This is a genomic window from Bacillus sp. UNC41MFS5 (assembly GCF_000686805.1).
This window is the reverse complement of the sequence record NZ_JMLP01000017.1, coordinates 131,255-147,251: the sequence shown is the minus strand read 5'-3', so window position 1 is coordinate 147,251 and position 15,997 is coordinate 131,255. Positions and strand designations below refer to the sequence as shown.

At 39.5% G+C, this 15,997-nt stretch carries 11 protein-coding genes, 2 tRNA genes, 2 other RNA genes and 5 pseudogenes; 2 read left to right on the top strand and 18 right to left on the bottom strand.

Annotated elements, in window-relative coordinates; genetic code table 11:
• Positions 1–129: 129 nt before the first annotated feature.
• The 7 genes and pseudogenes from BR30_RS0110500 to BR30_RS0110480 all read right to left on the bottom strand — a co-directional run bounded on the left by BR30_RS0110500 (position 130) and on the right by BR30_RS0110480 (position 5,180).
• Positions 130–1,281, bottom strand: coding sequence for a class I SAM-dependent methyltransferase (locus tag BR30_RS0110500; RefSeq protein ID WP_026564990.1), 1,152 nt, complete (start codon positions 1,279–1,281; stop codon positions 130–132).
• Between the two features lie 353 nt (positions 1,282–1,634).
• Positions 1,635–1,808: pseudogene (locus BR30_RS36615) on the bottom strand (carboxymuconolactone decarboxylase family protein); the annotation flags it as partial.
• A pseudogene (locus tag BR30_RS36610) lies at positions 1,807–2,106 on the bottom strand (ATP-binding cassette domain-containing protein); the annotation flags it as partial. The pseudogenes BR30_RS36615 and BR30_RS36610, both read right to left, overlap by 2 nt.
• Before the next feature lie 74 nt (positions 2,107–2,180).
• On the bottom strand, positions 2,181–2,780 hold the full coding sequence (locus BR30_RS0110490; RefSeq protein WP_026564988.1) for an SET domain-containing protein: 600 nt from the start codon (positions 2,778–2,780) through the stop codon (positions 2,181–2,183).
• A 383-nt stretch (positions 2,781–3,163) separates the two neighbouring features.
• Positions 3,164–3,295: pseudogene (locus BR30_RS0110485) on the bottom strand (winged helix-turn-helix domain-containing protein); the annotation flags it as partial.
• 218 nt (positions 3,296–3,513) lie between these two features.
• A pseudogene (locus tag BR30_RS35810) lies at positions 3,514–3,591 on the bottom strand (glutaredoxin domain-containing protein); the annotation flags it as partial.
• Positions 3,592–3,905: 314 nt separating this feature from the next.
• Positions 3,906–5,180 (bottom strand): L-cysteine desulfidase family protein, encoded by a 1,275-nt coding sequence (locus BR30_RS0110480; protein ID WP_026564986.1) that lies wholly within the window; start codon positions 5,178–5,180, stop codon positions 3,906–3,908.
• A gap of 106 nt (positions 5,181–5,286) precedes the next feature.
• On the opposite strand from BR30_RS0110480, the pseudogene BR30_RS33080 reads away from it, so the two are divergent.
• Positions 5,287–5,693 (top strand): annotated as a pseudogene (locus BR30_RS33080) (nuclear transport factor 2 family protein).
• 197 nt (positions 5,694–5,890) lie between these two features.
• Here BR30_RS33080 and BR30_RS0110470 read toward each other — a convergent pair.
• Entirely contained in the window at positions 5,891–6,553 is a 663-nt protein-coding gene (locus tag BR30_RS0110470) for a nitroreductase family protein (protein ID WP_026564985.1), read from the bottom strand.
• A gap of 789 nt (positions 6,554–7,342) precedes the next feature.
• Here BR30_RS0110470 and BR30_RS0110465 point away from each other — a divergent pair.
• A complete protein-coding gene (locus BR30_RS0110465; protein ID WP_026564984.1) occupies positions 7,343–8,410 on the top strand; it encodes a sulfite oxidase in 1,068 nt (355 codons plus the stop codon).
• 110 nt (positions 8,411–8,520) lie between these two features.
• Here the strand turns inward: BR30_RS0110465 and ffs are convergent.
• The 10 genes from ffs to BR30_RS0110420 all read right to left on the bottom strand — a co-directional run bounded on the left by ffs (position 8,521) and on the right by BR30_RS0110420 (position 15,957).
• An RNA gene (gene ffs / locus BR30_RS35805) (signal recognition particle sRNA small type) lies at positions 8,521–8,606 on the bottom strand.
• Positions 8,606–8,677, bottom strand: a tRNA-Asn gene (locus tag BR30_RS0110460). The genes ffs and BR30_RS0110460 overlap by 1 nt, the downstream gene beginning before the upstream one ends.
• A gap of 61 nt (positions 8,678–8,738) precedes the next feature.
• Positions 8,739–9,101: a transfer-messenger RNA gene (gene ssrA, locus BR30_RS35800) on the bottom strand.
• 9 nt (positions 9,102–9,110) lie between these two features.
• Positions 9,111–9,201: transfer RNA gene (locus BR30_RS0110450), tRNA-Ser, on the bottom strand.
• A gap of 215 nt (positions 9,202–9,416) precedes the next feature.
• Positions 9,417–10,232 (bottom strand): formate dehydrogenase accessory sulfurtransferase FdhD, encoded by an 816-nt coding sequence (gene fdhD / locus BR30_RS0110445; protein WP_026564982.1) that lies wholly within the window; start codon positions 10,230–10,232, stop codon positions 9,417–9,419.
• Positions 10,233–10,247: 15 nt separating this feature from the next.
• Positions 10,248–10,604: a Na-translocating system protein MpsC family protein gene (locus BR30_RS0110440; RefSeq protein ID WP_026564981.1), complete on the bottom strand. Its 357-nt coding sequence runs from the start codon at positions 10,602–10,604 to the stop codon at positions 10,248–10,250.
• A 104-nt stretch (positions 10,605–10,708) separates the two neighbouring features.
• On the bottom strand, positions 10,709–11,188 hold the full coding sequence (locus BR30_RS0110435; RefSeq protein WP_026564980.1) for a helical membrane plugin domain-containing protein: 480 nt from the start codon (positions 11,186–11,188) through the stop codon (positions 10,709–10,711).
• Complete coding sequence (fdhF, locus tag BR30_RS0110430; RefSeq protein WP_026564979.1) at positions 11,188–14,160, bottom strand: formate dehydrogenase subunit alpha; 2,973 nt, start codon at positions 14,158–14,160, stop codon at positions 11,188–11,190. The genes BR30_RS0110435 and fdhF overlap by 1 nt, the downstream gene beginning before the upstream one ends.
• A gap of 159 nt (positions 14,161–14,319) precedes the next feature.
• Positions 14,320–15,132, bottom strand: coding sequence for a formate/nitrite transporter family protein (locus tag BR30_RS33075; RefSeq protein ID WP_035445333.1), 813 nt, complete (start codon positions 15,130–15,132; stop codon positions 14,320–14,322).
• 492 nt (positions 15,133–15,624) lie between these two features.
• On the bottom strand, positions 15,625–15,957 hold the full coding sequence (locus BR30_RS0110420; protein WP_026564978.1) for a hypothetical protein: 333 nt from the start codon (positions 15,955–15,957) through the stop codon (positions 15,625–15,627).
• Positions 15,958–15,997 lie beyond the last annotated feature (40 nt).

The window sequence follows — 15,997 nt, the reverse complement described above, 5'->3', positions numbered from 1 at the left end:
TCATAAATATTCTCTAAAAGCCTACAATTTCATGTAGACTCTCTAATTCTGCAAATTAATTTTATTTAAACCCAATAGTTTCTTTATTGCCTTTGAATTAAGTTCTGGACGTGCTTCCATTCTGTTGTATTATACAATTGGTCCGTGAGGACTGGACTTTTCCTTTGCCTCCTCTATCAGCAATTGTGCCTCTAAGTATGCACCGGCAGGAAGTATGTCCAAATGACGATGCCCCATATTACCGTAATTATAGACAATCAGAAAACTGCTGGTCTCCCAAATTTCAAATCGAAACATATGCCAGTGGTTGGGCACATCCAGATAGTGGCCTGATTTGAATGTTTTCTCCCCCAAGCGGTGATAGGCAAACTCAGCTTTCGCCCCGCTGTAGGATTTCCCGAACTCTAATACGATTGGATGATCTTTCGTATAAAGGTGTTCCATACCTTCTAAGGTTGTGATCTCAGTCTGCCTTTTTGTCGCTACAATAATAGGAGAACGCTTATTTGCTCCTAACTCATGATAATCTATGATGTCGCAGTCATCCCACTGGACTTGGAGATTGGCTTGTGACAGCGAATTTGCCCACTTCCCGACATCTGCGGGGTTTTCCAATCGCTCACAAGAGAGATAGGTTCCGTCCTCGGTTAACAAATCATCGACTATTTGTAAATACTTACTGTCTCCATATGTTGGATTTTCCTTCAAGTAATCTGGTAGTGACCAATACTTTGGGAAGAAAAGTGGTCCCATAATCTCATGAAAGGCCCGCACAGAAATAATGAGATCAAAAGAGTTCAGCAAAAAATGCTCACTTAAATCCATAAAATCGATTCGATAAAAGCTCACATTAGTAAGACCTAGCTGCTTAGCCAACTCTTTGGCACACCGGATTCCGTTCCCTGACTGATCGATTCCAATTATCTCCGCATCCGGAAACCGTGTGGCGTACCAGCATGCCAACAATCCATTATCACATCCGATTTCCAAAATTCGCTTTGGCTTTAGCTGTTTTTGCTGGTTTATCCAAGTCAGGAAAGACTTATGAAATGACTTCGTCCATGATTCCACTGCCAAGCTGAAAGGCAGAGTACCATTCTTTACCTCATAAATATTTCCCTGCTTTTTGCGGCATATAAGTGGTTCAAGTTCCTCTGCCAAGACTGAATCTACTCCAGTAACGTGCTTCCAAAAGCCCCGCTTGCTTTTACAGCCCTTGATTCCGAGTGTCTTAAAATAAGCAGAAATTCTTGGTTTCCTTTGTTTCGTTTCGATTGACATGTTTTATCTCCAGTTTATTTGAAATTATTACTACATATTAGTACTTGGTCTTAAAAATGGTTAGTTTTATTATAATAGGAATTTGCTATTTTTTCAAAAAATTTCTGTTTTTTACTAGATAAAGTGTTTTGCTCAAGGAGGCCGATTCTACACAAAACCCTCGATAACTCTTTATGGAGTAACCGAGGGTTGAAAAGCCTATATCACAGATATGAATTTTTACGTCAAACTTAGTTGAACCGCCGTATACCGAACGGTACGTACGGTGGTGTGAGATGTCGGATGTTAGTCACCCCCTCCTACTCGATTCCAATCTATCTGAGATCTATATTCTAAAATGTCTTTGATAGTAATTATTTTTCAGTTGCAGTATTCCCCATTGCAATAGAAATTCTATTCCAACTATTAATTTGATTAATTATTAAAACAAGGTCAACATACTGTTTTTCGTCATAGTGTTTACGCACTCGTTGATAAAGCTCATTTGGCACACGTTTTGTCGGGATTAATGTCACGTACTCTGTCAATAAAAAGAATCGTCCGCCGATGCGATTCCCACATGTCCATTAACCATTTCTGCATTTCAAACCGGGTTAACTCATCTAAAGCTGAAAAAGGCTCATCAAGACAGATCACCTCTTGCGGGCTCAATAAGGCACGGATAAAAGCAGCGCGCTGCTTCATTCCTCCAAACAGCATGTCAGGATAGGCGTTTTCATAATCAGAGTGTCCTGCATTCGCCAACATCTCGCGTGCTGCCTTTACGTCTTTTTTTCCCTGAGGCTCTTAGCCAAGAAGGACATTTTCAAGTATCGTCCTCCACGGGAAAAAGAAAACTGGGTCAGACCCTCAGTGCGCTAAAGCGTTAGCACGTTGGGGGTCTGACCCTATCCTTCCAATTAACTAAATTTAAGATGATCATAATAAATGCATTTGATTGAATCCGGGAGAATTTGCTCTGTTGCTGCAATTCTTATCTTTTCCATGAATTTGGGTTGAATAAGATGTATTAACGGTTGGTCAACATCATTTAAGTATTTTAGTGCACCAGTTACCTTTTGATCCCATTCTTCGTAGAAATGAAGAAGATCATCAGGGTAAACCCGCTTCCGCTCGGTCCCAACTTCTGGGATAGGCTCAAAAGGTTCATCCACATTTAAAGTACCATAATCATCCGTTAATTGTTCCCCTGGATAAATGTCCCGAACAGCTATTTCAAATTCATAAGCTGTTCCCATACAATTTGCATGAAAACTATGATTCACATATCTCCCTATATCCCAACAAAGAATATATTTTCCTTCCTGATTACGATAGGAGTATTTTTTTACTATCTTGCTTCTGTATTCGTCTAGACTATTAAGAATTGCCGGGTCCAGTACTTGATCTAGCTCATCCAATGCCCACGTAATTGTCCCCTTCGGAATGAATTTAGTTGCAAAAACTCCAAAACCTATTTGATCATTTACATAACGCAGCTCCGTATGCGGATAAATCATGCTGAGTTTTCCCCTTTAAAAAGTTGGATTTATCCATAATCTATGCTTTAGGAAAACGTTTGTTGAAGTATAATGATAAGTTTTTACTTTCATTGCCTTAATATATAAAACATCATCTAAACTAACAGGAAATGTAGTATATGACCTTCCTGTTTCTGATTCAGTTTCGTAGTCTGCAATATTTTATTAAATAATAAATCCCTAACCATAACGGCCGTGGAATCTAGAAGTCCATTTAATAAACTTTAGGTTTTGTTGTCCGACCGCTGTTTCTTCAGAAAGGAATTATATACCCTGCGCTTAGTTGCCCAAAACCATCGCTATTCTATAGTGATGGTTCCATTGTTCTCTTTGTATTTATTTAACAGTTTTGTCCGGTGAAATTAAGCATTAAGGCGATAACCGACTCCCCAGATGGTCTCAATATATTGCGGATTGGACGGATCATTTTCAATTTTTTCACGTAACTCGCCAATAAATACTGTCACAGTGGCATTATCGCTAATTGAATTCAGCATTAAGTGCGTGTTCATGTTTTTCTGATGTAAGTTTAAAAACCATTTTTTTTTCATAGAACATAGCAAACACTTTGCGATTAATACTTACAAATTATAATAAAAAGGATGTACCAAAAATGGTACACCATTACAATATATTTGGTTTGAACGTAGATAATAAAAAAATGCACGTTTTACTCAATCAATTTGGCAACGGTAGAAAAAAATACAGTTTCAGGTATTTGATATTCCTCAAGCCAAGCTCTTGCTTTTCGGCAAGACACACAGCTTGGTGTCGTATACAATGTTACCATACCTTTTCACACTTCTTGCGTAAATTTTGGCAATACCGTTAAAATGTAACGAAAAATATTACAGTTCTTATACTATAAATTTAATCGTTACAGTTTATTTTGTCAATTGACAAGTATTGGATTGAATATCATATGTATGTAAGAGACATTTTGTCAAACCCATTAATCATTACTCTATATTCTCCGTTTTTTAAATTCATAAGGTCCTCCATTTTTATATCAGAATAAGAATAATAATATAAATTCGATTCTATGCTGAAAATTTAAAAGCCGGCAATGCTGCCGACTTTTAAAAGATAATTATGTTTAATATATTATTTTTCCAGCATTAATTTTAAAATGAGTTCATCTGTTTGCCGTGTTCCTTCATTTCCTAGCTTACAAAAGCTTTCAATACTCTTTTCAACATCATCATGGATAAAACCATCTGTCGATTGGATTTCTTGATTGTTTAGTGCAAGCAGTGCTGATTGAACAGCGACATTCGAACAAGTTGAGACTTTCATAGCACATCCAGCCTTGGCCCCGTCACAAATCATACCAGAAACATTGCCGATAGTGTTTTGTATCGCTGCCTTAATTTGCTGAAGACCACCCTCAAGTAAATAAACAATTGCACCACTTGCCCCCATTCCTGCAGCGGTTACACCGCATAAAGCAGATAGGCGACCAAATTTAGATTTAATATGAATGGTTATGAGATGGCTAAGGGCAACCGCTCGAATCATCCTTTCCTCAGATACTTGTAGCTTCTCTGCCGCTGCTACAACCGGAAGTGTTACAGCAATGCCCTGATTGCCACTCCCTGTATTCGCCATAACTGGGAGTATTGAACCAGCCATTCTGGCATCTGAACCAGCGGCTGCAAGAGACATGGCCGAAGTCGCTAAATCATCGGATAAGATTCCTTTTTTCACATTTTCCTTAATTGTTTTGCCGACATTGAGTCCATAATTTCCGGAAAGGCCTTCCATTCCAATCATTCGATTTAAATCAATGCTCCTTTTTACTAGACCTAAGTCAGTAAGGTCTGCTTGAAGAACCCATTCATAGATTTCATTAATCGTAAGCGTTTCTAATTCCTCTTCATTTGTTTGAATCCCAATATTTTCACAACCACCACGGTACACAGCTTTTCCATCCACTTCGATTAAGGTGATATTCGTATGATTATCAGAAATTATCGCTCTCGAATACTGCTTATCTGTTCGTACAATCACTTCAATATATAGTCTTTTCGTTGTATCTGCCTGTCCGGCTGTTACTTTACCCTCTTCAATGAGTTTTATCGCCATATGCTCATCCTGGATTGTAAGCCCGTTTAAAACTTCTAACTGTTGATTTGGATCTCCAGACATTGCTCCAAGTGCAGCAGCGAAATCAAGACCTTTGGCGGTCATCCCCGGAATCCCGACAGACTTGGCATTTTTAATAATATTTCCGCTAGCTTTTACGTTAATCTCTTCTATTTGTCCCGTTATATAACTTTTAGCCGTCGCTGCTGCCAAGGCAATTGCAACCGGCTCCGTGCAGCCAAGGGCAATCTCTAATTCTTTCTCTAATATCGTTAAAATTTTGTTCTTCCCCATTATGATCGCCACCTGTTCTTCTAAAATAACTTATAATATATTATACCATAATAGCGTCCTGTCACATTTATAAAAAAGGAGCATCTGCCACTTAATGCAGTTTAAAATGAGCACGGAACAACTGATTACTTCAAACCACTCACTCAAAGAGAATGCAGTGTCCTTTCTACTGCTCGTCGCATCAGGGAAAGCTCGCGAAGCATACCAGACATACATAAGTTCTGACTTTCGTCACCACAACCTCTATTTCCGTGGCAATGCAGAATCGCTCATGCTCGAAATGGAAGAGAATGCAGCTTTATATCTCAACAAAATCCTTGAGGTCAAACTTGCGATTCAAGAGAAAAATACGAAAAATACGCTTGTGGTTCACTCTCATGTTAGGCAGAATCCAGAGGGTCTTGGAGGAGCTGTTGTACATATTTTTCGTTTCCAAGATAACCAAACCGTTGAATTGTGGGATATAGGACAACGCATTCCAGAGGATTCCCTAATGAGAACGGGATGTTCTAATTTAGTGAATGGATGTTAATGCACCTTATTGTTCGGCTATTTGGCCTAAAAAATTCAACACAAATGGAAGTCAATGTGTAAGTTTGTACTAGACTTTGATATTAAAACCTCAACACATAATAACCCCGTTCTTAGAAAGAACGGGGGTTAAAATAAAGTTTTTTATATTTGATTTTCAATACTTCGTTTCTTTTGTATTATTCCGATGGCAATTCGTTAAAGAAAGCTACATCCTCAATAGGAAGACGTGTAGTAGGATGTCCTGGTTTTGTTGCTTTCCCGATAGCAATGAGCATAACCGGCACAAACTGTTCGGAAATTCCGAAAGCTTCTACGAACTTCGCTTTATCGTACCCTCCCATCGGAACAGTGTCGTACCCTTTGGATCGGGCGACAAGCATGAGTTGCATCGAGATAAGGCCTCCATCCGTATATACGATTTGGCGAGCCACTTCAGGCGGCAAGTTTGAGTACATGCCAACTGTTCGTTCGATGAATGATTTAGCCGTATCAGCCGGCATAAAGCCTGCTTCCACTGCCTGTCCATAAATTTTTTCGGCTTTCTTGTAGCTTTCCACATCACCAAGCACAGCAATAACGGCAGAAGCTTCGACTACTTGTTGTTGGTTAAACGCGATTGGCAATAGCTTTTTCTTCAACTCCGGTTTATCGATGACTAGAAACCGCCATGGCTGCAGGTTCGAAGACGAAGGAGCCAACGTTGCTAGCTCCAGCATTTCGGTCATTTCTTCGCGTGAAATCTGCACTGTTGGATCAAATGTACGAACAGATCGACGTTCCCGAATAACATCTGAGAACATTTGCTGTTCGAGCCTATCCATAGTTTGAGAGTTTGACATAATAATTCCTCCTAGTAATGATAGTTTACTTCATCTCTACTTCGAACATTTTAAGAAAAATTCTTATATAGTAAGAGTTTTTAACCCTATCATGATTATGTGATAAAAGATACTTCTACACTATGGTTTGCATCTTACTAAGTTAATTTACTCACATTGAACCGATTTGTCAAAAATAATGCAATAGTAACTTTACCCATTAACACTGCTACTCCCCTTTCATTTGGGAGAAAAAAGCCGATATCCACTACTTACGGGGGGAGCGTCAGGAAAATGCGGCTATATAACGCTAAGGAAATTCTAAAATAAATAGCCCAAATTCTCAGCATTAAAATTGAGAAATTAGGCTTTTTCGTGATAAACCCGCCCGGTTGCAAAAAAAATCTATATCTATCGCTCGATCGAAAAGTTAAAGCATTTAAAATCCATTTTCATCTTGGGGTGTGAGTCATTCAATCATGTGAGTTTCTTATTTAAGTGTAAATAACTAATGATTTATTATCTATTTAATCTAACAAGTACTTTTGTGCTTTCTTTAAGAAGATTTACTAGTATTTTATGATTGTTTTTTGCTATTTTCACATATTCATTGCTTACTTACAAATCGAAATTTGTTACGTGTAAATTTTCAGAATGAGGGTGCTACGCCATATACACCTTTAAAATTCCAACTCACTGGGGAATAAATGGTGCTTTATTCAAGTCACTAGAAAAAATAAAAATTTTGAATGACAATTTATAAACAACATAATCATGAAGTAGCAACTCCATTTTTAAGGAGGTAGTTATATGCAAAATTCTCATCTACACAAAGTTAGCCGCAATCTGATTACCAAGAAATTAGTTCCTGAAAATCAGGAAACACCCATACATTTTTATCATTTTGATATTGTAAATGAAAAACTCTTTTATAGAAGAAACCATTTTCCTTACCCCAAATTTGCAACATCCTTCTATTTTCTTCCTATCGATGGATTAGTGTACACCCCAAAAGTCTTTTCTTTACAGGAAATTTACTCATTTCCATCAAAAACGATAAAACTTGTATTAGAATGTTCAGGTAATAAGCGAGAGTTGTTTAAACCAAAAGTGTTTGGAGAGCAATGGGGTAAAGGTGCGATAAGTCAAGGGATTTGGAAAGGTGTATCTTTAAGATTCTTATTGCAGTATACTGGATTGCTTGATACTGCCAAAGAAATTGTATTTGAGGGTTATGACTATGGAGAAAGACCTGATTCTAACCAGCTTTTCAATTTTTCAAGGAGTTTACCCATTGAAAAAGCCCTTGATCCAGATACCATTATTGCTTATGAATATAATAATCACCCTATCCCCTTCAAACATGGATACCCTCTGAGATTAATTGTCCCTGGATGGTACGGCATGGCATCGATAAAATGGATAAAAAAAATTAGTGTGATTGATAATCATTTTAAAGGTCCATTTCAAACTATTGATTACGTTTACTATCCGAACAAAGAAAACGATAATAGAAAAACCCCGGTCACTTCTATCAATGTTAACTCAACCATACAATACCCACTAAATATGCAACTAATGCCTACAGGGATATATGAAATTTATGGGATCGCATGGACAGGAAAAGGCCAAATAACCCATGTGGAAATTAGTTTGGATGAAGGTCAAACATGGAATACATGCCAATTGACTTCATCATCCGAGAAATATTCTTGGGTTCGGTGGAAATATAAATGGGATGCTCTTAAAAAAGGAGAATACACGATAAAATCAAAGGCAACTGATTCTCTAGGCAATATTCAACCATTGGATCCAATGTGGAACAGGAAGGGATATGGTTATAACGCGATTGATTGTATAAAAGTAAAAATAGAGTAACCTGGAAAAGTACAAGTACGCAAGTAAATAAAATTATTAGTAGTATAAAAATTCACATCCGATAATTGGATGTGAATTTTAAGGTGTTTTTTATCGTTTTTGGTTCGTCCTATGTAATAGCCCACACAATTTCACTAGTTATGGCTGCTGCGTTCCCGCCCTGACCAGTTTCCTAGCGTCTTTGTTGGACTATAACTCCGCAGGTAGGACTCGAACCTACGACCGATCGGTTAACAGCCGATAGCTCTACCACTGAGCTACTGCGGAAAAATGGTAGGTTATTTTGATTTTGCAAAAAATTTTTGGTGCCAGATATGGTTTTTGGTTTTAGTGGAAATGACGGGAGTTGAACCCGTGTGCAAAGAAATTGGCACTTATACTTCTACGAGTATAGTCAGTAGAATTCATTTCACTTACTTCTTTAGCCTACTGATAGGCGTTGAAGCAGCTAGTCTGGTTCGTCTCTTCCTTCATCCTCAGACGGTGGAATTCGGCGTAGTCCACTAATAATGAGTCCCTTACCCTACCACATGGACGATGGAGGGAGGAACCGCTAACGTCTGTTTTTAGGCAGCGAAAGCGAAGTTGTTGTTTTGTTTGCCAGTTATTAGGCTTTATCGTTTTAACGAGGACGAAACCCTCGACTCGCCATATAAGCTCAAACTATCCCTGTCGATACCAAGACATTCCCAAAATATAATGGCAGAGAAGAAGGGATTTGAACCCTCGCGCCGGTTACCCGACCTACACCCTTAGCAGGGGCGCCTCTTCAGCCTCTTGAGTACTTCTCTGTAAGGAAAGCTTACGCGTCAGTTCCGTTAAGAACTTACAAGAGAAATATATCATGTCTGCCAAATGGATAATAGCTGTAAATTTTGGTAGTTCAAAAGTCCTGGTTATATCATTAGATCTTTATGGTTACTTCTAGCACGTTTTGCCAAGTCCTCACGCAAAATATCATTATTTTATTAAAAAATGCCGCTTCAATGGCTGAAACGGCACATTTTTACGTAACTGATTGTACACCCTGTATCTCAATACGTTTGGGTCTTGTATAGATATTTAAAGAATGATTGCGGAGAAAACCAACGGTCGTAATATGAAGTTCTTCTGCCAGCCTGAGGGCCAATTCGGTTGGTGCAGACTTTGACAGAACTATGCCACATCCTATTTTGGCTACTTTTAGTAATACCTCTGAGGATATACGACCACTAAACACGATAATTTTGTCTGAAAGGGATATAGAATTCTGCAAGCAATGACCATAAATTTTATCCAGTGCATTGTGTCGTCCTATGTCCGTTCTGTCTACGATGATGCTGTTCCTGTCACAGAGGGCTGCATTGTGTACGCCGCCTGTATCCTGGAAGATCACGGACGACTCCTGCATAAGTCGCATCAATTGAAAGCATTGGTCTATGGACACCGTTACATCAACGTTTTCAAGTGGTTTAACTGTTCGCGCATCATTATAGAAATAAAAGCTTTGCCGGTTTTTCCCACAGCACGATGTTACAACTCTTTTGGAATGGAACAACTCGTTCAGTTTGTTGACCTTATGCGTATTCACAATCGCTCGGCCTGTTGCTTCTATGATGGTAAGCTCTTTAATTTCTTTATAATTGCTGATGATCCCTTCCGATGCCAAAAAGCCAATGACTAACTCTTCTATATGCTCAGGGCTGCAAACAAGTGTGGCGAATTCCTGCTCGTTTAATACAATTGTGATGGGATATTCCGTTACGATTGTATCTGTTATTTTGTGTATGGTCCCTTCCTCATATCGCCATACATTGCTTTCCATTTTCATTGGCTGATCCATACTTCTCACTCCTAGCTACTTGCTCTCTATAGGCTGGTCAAATACGAAAATAGTCATGGCAATGTCTTCATCAATATTAATATCGGAAAATAGCCTTAAGACCCTTGCCCCCATCAAAGTTTCAAACCTTAAAAGTACTTCAGTCTTTTTATAGATTTCCTTTACAAATCTTGATCTCGTTTCATGTACCATCTGTTCGCCTTGTTCTGAATGAATCATGAACTTTTCTACATTTGTAAGGTTCCCCTTCATTTCACTGATCGCCCAGGAACCAATAAATTTGGTGGTGATTTCCTTTGGTCCATTTCCCACATATTCTTTTCTAATTTCACGAACAAGCATACTAAATTGATGTTCCAGATTCTTTGTCATTGACGTCCCTCCTCGTCTTTATTGGTTGGTTTAATTGCAAAAGAGGAAACCCATTCTTCCCTGTAAACGAATGGGTTTTTGGTTTTTGGGTTTTGTATTTTATGTTACTCTTTTAAGCCTTCGCCAATCCCTTTTAACAGATTAAATCCAAATCCTAGCGCACGATTGATATCAGGATCCTTTAGGGCCTTCATTAAGTCAAAGAGCCCAAGCTTAGTATCGGCTTTTAATCCCTGCTCGGCCTTTTGCAATCCAGTGGTCAAGCTTTTTGCGAGCTTGCTTGTTGTTTCCGGATCTAGTTCAGTTAGAATTCCTCCTGCAGCCATCGCATTATTGATCATGTTTGTCACAGGTTTTCGCGTAAGTTGACCGACGGCGATTTTTGCTGCGCTCTCTTTCGCTTTTAGAAGACTGCCTAACGTATCCATAATCCCGCTATTATGCAATTCCTGCAGCAATTCCAATGTTTCAAGCAGTGAATCTTTATTGTCTGCAACCCCGGATATCAAGTTCTCCAAGGATTGCATTTTCATTTGTTCTTCTGTTAACTCTGTCTTTTGAATGACATGAATTGGTTTTGCCATTACGCATTCCTCCTGTCAAAGAAACCAGGGTTAATATGCTCGTTCACACTTGCAATCGGAACATAATCACCGCGTTCCCACTTACGGTAAATTTCAAGGCCCATTTGTGGTGTACGGGTCGCATTACGTGGATTGTACCTTGGAAGCGGATTTTCTCCGTTAAGTTCAAGGACTTCCATCCGCACTTTCACTTGTTTGTATGCTGGTGTACGTGTCACCACATCTACAGCCCCTCCTGTAAGCAGGTTAACCGCACTCTCGTGACTGGAGGAATGCATTGGCACATAGACCGTTTTTCCTGTCATACGGTCTGTCACCAGAACTGGCAGGCGAATCGCCCCATATGGAGATACAAGACGTACAAGTGAACCATCCTTTACACCGCGCTCTTCTGCAAGTTCAGGGGATACCTCAACGAAAACTTTCGGGAATTTATAGTTAAGTCCTTCTGATTTCTGCGTTAAGTTTCCTTCATGGAAGTGCTCCAACAGACGTCCGTTATTTAATGATAGATCGAATTCTTGCGGGAACTCCATTGGCGGCACATAATCAAACAAACCGAACCGCGCTTTTTTATCTGGAAAATGAAAGCCGTCTTGGTAAAGAAGCGGTGTGTTCGTTCCATTAGGAGAACCCCAGTGGAAGCTGTTCCACCCTTCTAGAACATTGTAATTACATTGGCTGAAGAAAGGTGTTAAGCTTGCCATTTCTGCAAAAATCTCACTAGGATGAGTATAATTCCAATCAAAGCCCATATGTTTCGCTAGCTGTGTAAGAATCCACCAGTCTGGTTTGCTATTCCCTAGAGGCTCTAATGCTTGATACAAGCGCTGTACGCGACGTTCCGTATTTGTAAATGTTCCATCTTTTTCAAGAGAAGGTGCACCTGGCAATATAACATCTGCGAATTGGGCTGTTGTTGATAAAAAGATTTCTTGTACGACAAGGAAATCTAACTTAGCGAGCATTGCCTGCGTATGATTCGAATCAGCATCTACCCATGCCATATCCTCACCAGCGATGAACATCGCCTTCATCTTGCCTTTATCAATCGCTTCGAGCATTTGAATATTGTCAATTCCAGGTGTTGCAGGAAGATCTACCCCATACGCTTTCTCGAATTTTGTGCGGACTTGGTCATCTGTTACCGATTGATACCCAGGGAAGATATTTGGCATCGTTCCCATGTCAGCCGCACCTTGTACGTTATTATGTCCACGTAACGGGTACGCACCTGCGTTTGGACGCAACATGTTTCCTGTAGCAAGAAGCAGGTTGGCAATGGCAACTGATGTATGTGAACCCGCGATATTTTGCGTTACACCCATACCCCAGCAAATCACTGTCCCATCCGCCTCACGAATCATTTTCGCCATTTGTATTAATGTTTCTTTATAGATACCCGTAACCTTTTCTGCCTCTTCAAGACTATAAGGTTCAATCATTTTGAAAAATTCATCAAAATGATTGACATGTTCTGTGATAAATTTCACATCATGCCAGCCTTGGTCAATGATATACTTCGTAATAGCGGAAAGCCATACATAGTCTGTTCCTTGTTTTGGTCGAACGAACAAGTCTGCACGGTCACCCATTTCATGTCTGCGCACGTCAACGGTCATTAATTTTTGGCCGTGAAGTTTTTGCGCACGTTTGATACGTGTCGCAAGTACTGGATGTCCTTCTGCAGGGGCACAGCCAACTAGGATGACAAGACCCGCACCCGCTATATCTTTAATTGTTCCAGTGTCGCCGCCGATGCCCCCAGTTTGTTGTAATCCCCATGAGGCAGGTGACTGGCAATAACGAGAGCAGTTGTCCACATTATTGGTTCCTAACACTTGACGAGCCAACTTTTGGATTAGGTAGTTTTCCTCGTTGGTAATTTTGGAGGAGGAAATAAAACCGATGGCATCGCTGCCGTACGTTTCTTTCATACCGCCGAGTTTCTTCGCAACGAGAGAAAGAGCCTCATCCCAACTTGCTTCAACAAACACATCACCTTGACGAATTAAAGGTGTCGTAATCCGTTCTTCGGAATTTACATAATCCCATCCAAATTTCCCTTTTACACAGGTGGAAACGCTGTTTACAGGGGCGTTTTCAGATGGTTCAACTTTTAGAATTTCACGATCTTTTGTCCAAACTTCAAATGAACAGCCTACGCCGCAGAATGTACAAACGGTTTTTGTTTTCTCAATGCGAGTCTCCCTCATCGCTGCTTCTACTTCTGAAACTGCCATGATTGTTTGATAATCAGGCTCTACTGCTTTGACAATATCAATCATTGGTGTAAGCAAGTCATCTGAAATGCTTGTCATAAATCCAGCATTTCCAAGCATGGACTTTTCCATTAAGGCATTACAAGGGCAAACTGTTACACACTGACCGCAGGATACACAGGAGGATTCATTAATACTTTTTCCTCCGTCCCATAAAACACGAGGCTGACCGCTTTTCCAGTCAATCGTTAGCGTTTCATTCACTTGAAGATCTTGACATGTCTCAACACAGCGGCCGCACAAGATACATTGATCGGGATCGTACCGATAAAACGGGTGAGACATATCTACTTTATAGCCCTTAGAGCGATGAGGGCGTGTTTGGTGTTCGACCCCCATCATTTCTGCTGTATTATGGACACGACAATTGCCATTGTTATTGTCACAAACGGTGCAGTATAATAAATGGTTTTCTAGGATACGGTCCATTGCTTCCTCTTGTGCTTCCTTTGCGAGCTCAGATGAGGTCAAAATGACCATACCGTCTTCAATCGTTGTGGAACATGCGCGCATAATGTTTCCATTCACTTCACACATACACGTATCACAGCTCTGAACCGGACCTAAAACTTCAGAATAGCATATGTGCGGATGCTCCATTTCCTGTTGTAGTAAATAATCTAAAATACGAGTTCCTTTTTCTACCTCATGTGCTGTTCCATTAATAAGAACTTTCACTTTTTCATTCACTGTAAGTCCTCCTTAGCTAAAAGCCGAGAAAATCTATTTATCTTCTAAAAACAATTCACTAGGATATCGCGGTATCATTCCTTTCCTAAAACCGGTGCTCCTTTTGCTTTTTCTATCAAACTATTAATATGCATTGTACAAGGATAACCCTAATAGTAGTTATCCAGCTTTACTGATACTTGGCTTTGCTTTCGATTGTGTTTGGAGGGAATCCTTATGGACCATCCAATAGATCAAGGCTACAAAAATACCGCCACCGATTGCATTTCCAATTACTACTGGGACAAAATTAGCTAGATAATCTACCCATGTGAAGTGCCCCGAGAAGATAGCGGCAGGGATTACGAACATGTTGGCAACAACGTTCTGAAAACCAATAGCTACAAATCCCATAATCGGGAACCAAATGGCAAGTATTTTTCCACGGATATCATCTGCACCAAAAGCGAGCCAAACGCCTAAACAAACCAGCCAGTTACAGCCAATAGCTGAAATTACGCTTTGAATAAATGTTTCGTCAATTTTAGCTTCTGCGATTGTAACGGTTTTGGTTAGAAAGGGACCTGTTTCTGTTAAGCCCAGTACATGACCAAAGAAATAAGCTACGAAGATTGCACCAATAAAGTTGCCGACTAAAACTAAGAGCCAATTTTTTAGTAGTTGCCCTACCGTAGCACGCTTTACTAGAACGGCAATCGGGAGCGCCATCATATTTCCTGTTAACAATTCTCCACCTGCAATAATGATTAACATTAGTCCTACGGGGAAAACAGCTCCGCCTAAAAGTGAGCTAAAGGAACCCCATTCCTTCGGTAAATCTGCAATTACTCGAATATCTAAAAGAAATCCAAGTGCTATAAATGCTCCCCCTAAAAATCCTAATAAAAGTACATGTTCTGGCCGCATCGATGCCTTTTTGGAACCAGCCTCAACTGCTAATTCCGCGATGCGCTGGGAACTATGAAACGCCATATTTTTTCCTCCAGTTTGTTGATTATAATGGCCTTTTGCTATATTTAAAGTAATTCCTACAATGGGCTTGGCCGTCTCTTTGCCCACTGTGCATAGTAGAAGGTTAGATAGATAGCCTGTACGAATTAAAACGCAAAAAAGCCCACCATAAATCGGTTCTCATGCGAATGCATGTACCGTTTTACAGTGGGCTGACAGCTGAGCATTTTCTTATACTAGCAATCCATCCCGCTATAGACACTATGTCAAGAACAGGATGTACAGTCAATTTTTATTAACTGGCATCAATGAACTTTCCATACTCTATAAACCTTTCTAATAGTACCATATAATAATTGATTTGTGAACTTCTTATGAATATTTTATGCTTTTTCATTGGGAAAAAGGAATTATTATTAAAATAATATTTATCATCTCTCATCCAAATTTCCAACCATTTCTCGAGGAATTAACCTCTAGTTAAAATGTAAATGATCGTAACGTTTGTAAGTTTTAATGTACTCCATTAACAAGCTGCTTCATTGCGTTTAACTCCGAAGAAAGTACCAAAAACCATTCCTTATCCCCTGTTGATAAAGCCAAGTCCAGGAGAAATTCAATTTGTCCCTTGTTGGTTACATTAGAAACAGGCAGCTTTTTAACCCGTGTACTTAAAATAGGAATTGTTTTGCCAATTGTTTGATTATTGTCACTTGTAACAACGGTTATCTTTACTACTCCTAGACTAGACAGTGAATCAATATAACCAATCATTAATTCGCCATCCCTTGATTCTGCCTTAATCCAATCACCTGTTTTTAAAATGGTATTATTATTGGAGAACATACTTTTTTCACCTTCTAATTTTTTTAGTTTCATCCAGCAG